The organism is Citrobacter sp., assembly GCF_050252275.1.
Lineage (GTDB): Bacteria > Pseudomonadota > Gammaproteobacteria > Enterobacterales > Enterobacteriaceae > Citrobacter_A > Citrobacter_A amalonaticus.
Genome location: NZ_JBFWLF010000257.1, coordinates 1 through 6,678, shown reverse-complemented (window position 1 = coordinate 6,678; position 6,678 = coordinate 1). Strand labels below are relative to the sequence as shown.

Genomic DNA, 6,678 nt, shown 5'->3' with positions numbered 1-6,678 from the left:
TGAGTTACATGGAAGGCAACATCCGCAAACTGCGGTGGGTATTTATTATCGGCAGCGCGATTCCGTTAGTGGCCTATATTTTCTGGCAACTGGCGACGCTCGGTAGCATCAACTCCACAACATTTATGGGACTGCTGGCAAATCATGCCGGGTTGAATTGTTTGTTGCAGGCGTTACGGGAGGTCGTTGCCTCGCCGCACGTTGAGCTGGCGGTGCACCTTTTTGCTGACTTAGCGCTGGCAACCTCTTTCCTCGGCGTCGCACTGGGGCTGTTCGATTATCTGGCCGATCTGTTTCAGCGCCGCAATACAGCCGCTGGCCGGTTGCAAACGGGCGCAATCACCTTTCTGCCACCGCTGGCTTTCGCCCTCTTCTCTCCACGTGGTTTTGTGATGGCGCTGGGCTACGCCGGCGTCGCGCTGGCAGTGCTGGCGCTGATCATCCCTTCACTGCTGGCATGGCAGAGTCGTAAACAGAATCCGCAGGCGGGCTATCGCGTACTGGGCGGACGCCCCGTACTGGCACTGGTGTTTACCTGTGGCATTGTGGTGATCGGCGTACAATTTCTGATTGCCGCCGGACTGCTGCCCGAAGTGGGATAAAGAAAAGGGGCGTCAGCCCCTTTCTTTTCAGTGCAGACAGCACTGCTTGTATTTTTTACCGCTTCCACACGGGCACGGATCGTTGCGGCCGACTTTCACTTCCGCTTTCACTGGCACCTGCACTGGCGTTTCCTGCGGGTGCGCCATCCAGTATGCATGGAGATCCAACGCTGCCAGGCGGATCGCCTCAACGCTTTCTTCAAACGCTTCCGGGGTGAGTTTCTCAACCACCTCGAAATTCTCTTCTGTACCGTGCAACGCAATGGCGTCAAGAGCGGGTTTCAGTGTATCCGGTAGCGCGGACCAGTCGGAAAGCGCAACGCCGCGCATGTAGCCGAAGCACCACTCTTCCACAATGGTAATCTCGCGCCCTTCAATTTCGCGCAGACCAAACAGCGGTTCAAACTGTTCCGGGAAATCATTCAACCGGTCAGCGGTGTCCGCCATATGCTGGAAAGCGAGATTCATAAAACGCGTCATCTCTTTTTCAGAGGACCAGCGCGGCACATATTGCGCCCCACCCCATACGGCAACCAGCCACTGCTCTGGCTCAATTTCACGTGGTGAACTGAGTACAGCCGTCAGCAGTCCATCCAGTTCTGCCACGTCAAGAATGGCATGTTCGGTGTTGTACTTGGTCAGCACATCATCCAGCCACTCCAGTTCACTTTCGTTCAACGGTCCCGTTTTCATCATACTTGTCCTCGGTAAACACTCTCGCCAGCGGCTATCTTACATGGCGAACGAGGAAACGGATACTGATTGCCGCGTGGGACACCTCACATAGGGTACCCATTCTCCTCATCATTTCTTTCTGCAAAACAGATACGGCACATTGGCGTTTGAAAAGACATACGCAGATTGATACTCATCCACGGTCAGGGTCAATTCACCACCTTTCTTCAAAAAGAATGGAGATAATATCTTTTCGAGTTTTTCATCCGTCACGGTATCGGAAAAGGTTTTGACAATGCGTACTGTATGTAAAATCCGCGTTCTGAACTGCTGGGTATAGTTAAAATAGACCAACCGATTGACATTAATCTTTGTCTCGCCATCCACTTTACCCGTAATGACGGCCAGCCCTTCTCGCTTGCGCATCTGATAGGAAACCGCGCCAACAAAACGGGCATCACCAACATTCCAGTCAGCATCACCAATACAATCCAGGTATGACGGTTTGAATAGCAGATATAACAGGTAAACACCGGAAATCACCGATGTGCTGAACAACCAAATCAGGAGTAATACAACTGTATTTTTACTCATTGGTGTAAATTCCAGAAAAAATGAGATGAACAAAATGCCTCAGTGTCAGATCGAACATCTTTGTTGCACACAAAAGCCACAGAACGTCCGGTTTTGGCGTAGTCAGAGAGAAAGATGTAATTGTTGTCCTGGCAAAAGTTCGGATATTTTTTTATCAGCGCAGCGTAATTATCAGTGACCGACTGCGTCACTTCATAATAGACATGGCAGCGATTATCATTTTTCTTATCCATGTGCAGGGCCACAAAATTCTGAAATGGCATTTTCAATCGATTCTGATACATAAACATGCAGTTTATTATCGTCACAATAAAGAAAAAGGATATTCCAATGCGTAGCCCGCGGGATTTGTTCGGTAGAATGCTTGCGGTGCATTCTTTTTCACTGGTTAGCGTTTTGATTGCTGAATTTTCAGAAATAGCAAGATTCTGAAGAGGAAACGGTTCAATCACAATATCTGATGATAATGTTAGTCCTTGACGGGAAATAGTTTTTACCATATGTCTTGGTAATCCTATCTCTTCCAGTGTCTTACGTAATGTTAAAATAGTCTGATAAAACGTATTGGGCAGGGTCACAACATCACGCGCTTTCCAGCCTTCGTTTACCAGTTCTTTTTGCGCGATGACCCTACCCTGATTCAAAATAAGATAAAGGAAACATGCCGTGGCGGGTTGCTGTAAATAAACAACCTCCCCAGTTGATTGATTTTTCAGGCTTCTGGTCTGCGGATTGAACTCTACTGTTCCATTAATTAAGTACAATATCATCGCCATGTCCTTTGGATAATTCCCGTTATCCCCCTAAAATGGTTCTTCATCACCATGTCGTCCCCTGGACATGTTGCCCAATGGAATAATCGATAATTCTTAAAGCCTATGGCAAAAATGTGATACTGCGTTCACAGGAATATTTGGCTCTGAAGACGCACCAGTTGCGCATAACCTGAAGAAATAATGCAATATTCTTCATATTCATTTTCCGCAACGCTCTTAACTGACTATTGCTGATAGCTCCCTCGCTGAGCAGCATGTTTCGTGCAATGGCGCGCTTTCCGAGTCCCGCCAGATAATATTCAATGATTATCCGTTCCCTGTTCGACAATGATCGGGTATGCAGAGGGATCCGCTTATTCTGCTTTAGCTGATCCAGTACGTAAAAGTACTCCGTTAAAGGCGCATTTCGGGTCAATGAATAGCATCGTAGTTGTGTAAAATGCGTTAACGTATCCATTGTATCCGCACGCAGACATTCAATACTGTTTGTAATATAAACAGTACCACCTCCTGGATCAAAAACAACAATCTCAGGTGATTTATCAAGACCACTAAAGAACAGTATTTGCTGCAGACCAGCAATAAAGTACTGGTCATGTGAGAATATATGCATTATTCATTAGCTCCACTCGTAACAGCGATATTTCCAGGATTTAAAACTGCATGCTAAATTCATCTATTACAACATTATATTTTTACCATTTCCACAGAGTCGATTCCTTTCGCCTGGTGATACATTCCTGAAAATTAATTGAAAAATTCAAACAAAACCACAATAAAGACAACTACCGTCTTTATGTTATTTATTATTGCTGTAAATATCTTAAAATGTCATTTTAAATATCCTTAAAAGACCTTAAATGAAGAACATCAGACATCTCAAGTAAAAATCAGGCTTGTAACCGTATGATTTACAATAAGATAAAACAAAAACATTAAACTGTCAGCACACAATAAAATCATATTAAAGGAATATTGATGAGTGATGCAGTCCTGAGATCACCCGCCTCATGCAATGACGCCGGGATAAGCAGCCTGAGTTTCTCACTGACCATAAGAAGTTTAAATACGTTACTCATTCTTTACACCGAATGTTACTTACTAAAAATAATGTTATTTTCTTACCTGGATCGAGAAGCCTCCCCTCTGGAGAAACATATTGACCACATCGGGGTATTTATAAAACATGATAAAAAATCTTTAAGGACATTTGACCTTTTTTATTTCTCATCTTTAAAATATCCCTTTATCATGAGAATGTCTGAGGCTAGTATGGTGACAGAAATGACCCCATGTAAAACCTAAGGATAATGACTTACATTATGACGACGATTACAAGGCATGAAATAAATGAAGACTGGGCGCTTGCCGGAATGGTTGAGGCTGGCGGTTTTATCTTTGTGAGTTACTGTGTTGGAAATATCGGACAATCCATTGAGGCACAAATCAATGGTGCGTTTGATAATCTGAGTGAAAGGCTAAGCACTATCGGTCTGACGCTGCAGTCAGTCGTGAAAATTGATGCGCTGTTCCGCGACGTGTGGGATATTCCGGTGATGGAGAACGTCATGAAGCAGCGCTTTCATGGCCAATTTCCGGCCAGAAAATCCATTCAGACTGAATTTGCTCATCGCGGAGGCACATCAGGAATGTTGTTTCAACTTGACGCCATTGCTTGCCGATAATATCCCATCCTATTACAGAGCGTTCTTGCGGCGTAATGAATAAACTCACCGCAAGAGCAATTCTCAGGAATAACCTTCCCACAGAAATAGTATGCCATAGACCTGACTCGCGCTAACTACGCTGGGTTAACAATAAATTCACCGCCAGACCCACAAAACCACATGAAAACAGGATCCGTAGTCCCGACAAAATCATCGGGTGGTTTAATACCTTCGTGCGCATAAAGGATGAAAAAACACCATACAACATGAACACGAGCAGCGTCATTAACATGAAGATCAGACTCAGTATTAACATATCGGTTGCCGGTGCGGTTGATGTGGTTTGAATGAATTGAGGAAGGAAGGCCAAAAAGAACAGTGACAACTTGGGATTTAACAGATTGATAAATATTGCGTGCAGGATCACTTTTACCCTTGACTGAGAAATGTCGCAATCATCCGGTTGTAATGTTGATTTCTCTTTTATGATATTCCACGCCATATATAACAGCCACACGACCCCGGCATATTTGATGACGGTAAACGCCATTTCACTGGAGTAGAAAATGGCGGCTAATCCCGTGATGGCGGCCAACATATGCGGAACAATCCCTAATGTACATCCCACTGCAGCCAGCAAACTCATCGCTGTCCCCCGCGACAGCCCCATCGCGATGGTGTAGATAGCACCGGTTCCCGGCGAAATAATCACAATCAAAGAGGTTAATAAGAATTCGATACTGATTAGCATGGCGTTATCTCTGGTAAACACAAAACAGGAGAGTCAGTGTTTATCAGGGTACCCCTACAGATCTTGTAGAAAATTGCAGACGGTTAATCCACCATCGCGGAACGATATTGCCCCGGCGTGATGCCTGTCTGTTTCTGAAATGCATGAGTCAGATGGCTTTGATCGGAAAAACCAGCCATTAATGCAACATCAACAGTTCTCTTGCCCTGTGCCAAGAGTTTTTTTGCCAGCCGAACTCTGGACTGTAAAAGATAAGCATGCGGCGTCATCCCCACCTCCCTGGAAAAACGGCGAATGAGCTGGAATCGGGAGATGTCACACAGACTGGCTAATCTTGTCAATGTCATGTTCTCCTCCGGGGCATCATCAATGAACTCTTTTACCCGTCGTACTGTCGGAGAAGGCAGAATACGCGGTGCGGCAGAAAGGGTGTGGTGCCGTCCAGCCTGCATAAGGCAACGCATGATCATCTCTTCAATCGCCATAGCATCAGGATCATCGGCAGCGAGCTGATGAAGAAACTGCCTAATCATCAGACCAAGAGTAGGATCGTTAGCCACAGGCTTCAGGGTTAAATCACCTGTGGGTATGTCGGTATTCCATTCTTTTATAAAGACGTCAGGATTGATATACTACATATGCCAGCCCCGCGGACCCGTAGCGGGGATCCCGTCGTGAATTTCGCCGGGATTGACCATGATGATATCCCCTGTTACCGCATTTACATTGCCGATATTACTCCAAGAGCGATGGCTTCCCTGGATGAAAACCCCAATGCCGAATTGATCATGAGAGTGACGAGGGAACGCGCGCGCTGAATATAACGACAGTATTTCAACATCAGGTATCACACGACGGTACTGCTTCACCTGATGAACGTCTTTTTTCATGGTCGTTTTCTCATGGTCATGGAGGGAGATAAACATCGATTCTCTCAAGATACCCTCTGAAACGAAGACAGACGACCAATCTTTTGTAATTAGCTGGAACAGACTCGACTCAGGCCCGAATAAAAAAGGAGCAGATTTTACCCTGCCCCTCACCCTTCTCATGGAATATCCAGTCCCATGCTTACCAGTTGTATTTCACACCCACCATGCCCTGGGCATTGCTGTAGTGGTCGCTCCCCACTTGCCCGGAGATATTTCCCCAGACCGTCAAGCGAGAGGAGAGTTGTCCTTCCACACCAATTTTCAGTTCTGCCAAATCTTTTACTCCCTGGACGTCATTTGGCATCTCACCCATGGTCACTCGCGGACTGTGTGAGTTGTGGATCCAGTTCGCTTCAACAAATGGCTGGATGCCTGCCATCTTGTCTTCTTCGAAGGAGGGTTTACGATTGACGTATGCTCTGACACCCAGACTGGTCATCAGATTACCAGTGCTATCCGCCTTCACCGGCGTGCCATTACGTTCCCGATGATCGTCCGCCTGCACATCCATCCAGACGATCTGAGCTTTGGGCTGGATCCAGTAGGTCAATTGCTGACTTTCTGCAACCTTCAGGCTGTAACCCGCCTCAACCGCAGCCGTGATGCCTTTGGATTTATACGTTTCACTTGCCTGATACTGACCATTGACGGTGTTATCAAACCAGTTATAGAGCATCCAGG

At 46.1% G+C, this 6,678-nt stretch carries 10 protein-coding genes; 2 read left to right on the top strand and 8 right to left on the bottom strand.

From position 1 onward, the window contains the following. A partial coding sequence (locus tag AB7E14_RS18510; RefSeq protein WP_428169778.1) for an aromatic amino acid transport family protein occupies positions 1–602 on the top strand: 602 nt, incomplete at its 5' end. Positions 603–629: 27 nt separating this feature from the next. Here the strand turns inward: AB7E14_RS18510 and AB7E14_RS18505 are convergent. The 4 genes from AB7E14_RS18505 to AB7E14_RS18490 form a co-directional block, all read right to left on the bottom strand. Continuing rightward, on the bottom strand, positions 630–1,295 hold the full coding sequence (locus AB7E14_RS18505; protein WP_043000313.1) for a YecA family protein: 666 nt from the start codon (positions 1,293–1,295) through the stop codon (positions 630–632). A 111-nt stretch (positions 1,296–1,406) separates the two neighbouring features. Further along, complete coding sequence (locus tag AB7E14_RS18500) at positions 1,407–1,871, bottom strand: hypothetical protein (RefSeq protein WP_316961762.1); 465 nt, start codon at positions 1,869–1,871, stop codon at positions 1,407–1,409. After that, positions 1,868–2,647, bottom strand: coding sequence for a winged helix-turn-helix domain-containing protein (locus AB7E14_RS18495; protein ID WP_081048516.1), 780 nt, complete (start codon positions 2,645–2,647; stop codon positions 1,868–1,870). Before AB7E14_RS18495 ends, AB7E14_RS18500 begins: the two co-directional genes overlap by 4 nt. A 100-nt stretch (positions 2,648–2,747) precedes the next feature. After that, a complete protein-coding gene (locus tag AB7E14_RS18490) occupies positions 2,748–3,260 on the bottom strand; it encodes a LuxR C-terminal-related transcriptional regulator (RefSeq protein WP_058588217.1) in 513 nt (170 codons plus the stop codon). A 709-nt stretch (positions 3,261–3,969) separates the two neighbouring features. Here AB7E14_RS18490 and AB7E14_RS18485 point away from each other — a divergent pair. After that, positions 3,970–4,332, top strand: coding sequence for a RidA family protein (locus AB7E14_RS18485; protein WP_044328664.1), 363 nt, complete (start codon positions 3,970–3,972; stop codon positions 4,330–4,332). 112 nt (positions 4,333–4,444) lie between these two features. Here the strand turns inward: AB7E14_RS18485 and AB7E14_RS18480 are convergent, their stop codons facing one another. The 4 genes from AB7E14_RS18480 to AB7E14_RS18465 all read right to left on the bottom strand — a co-directional run. Continuing rightward, entirely contained in the window at positions 4,445–5,065 is a 621-nt protein-coding gene (locus AB7E14_RS18480; RefSeq protein WP_058588219.1) for a LysE family translocator, read from the bottom strand. Between the two features lie 83 nt (positions 5,066–5,148). Then, positions 5,149–5,625: an AraC family transcriptional regulator gene (locus AB7E14_RS18475; RefSeq protein WP_316961763.1), complete on the bottom strand. Its 477-nt coding sequence runs from the start codon at positions 5,623–5,625 to the stop codon at positions 5,149–5,151. A gap of 72 nt (positions 5,626–5,697) precedes the next feature. Beyond that, entirely contained in the window at positions 5,698–5,955 is a 258-nt protein-coding gene (locus tag AB7E14_RS18470; RefSeq protein WP_316961764.1) for an AraC family ligand binding domain-containing protein, read from the bottom strand. A gap of 181 nt (positions 5,956–6,136) precedes the next feature. After that, positions 6,137–6,678: autotransporter outer membrane beta-barrel domain-containing protein (locus AB7E14_RS18465; protein ID WP_428169777.1), on the bottom strand; the 542-nt coding region annotated here is incomplete at its 5' end.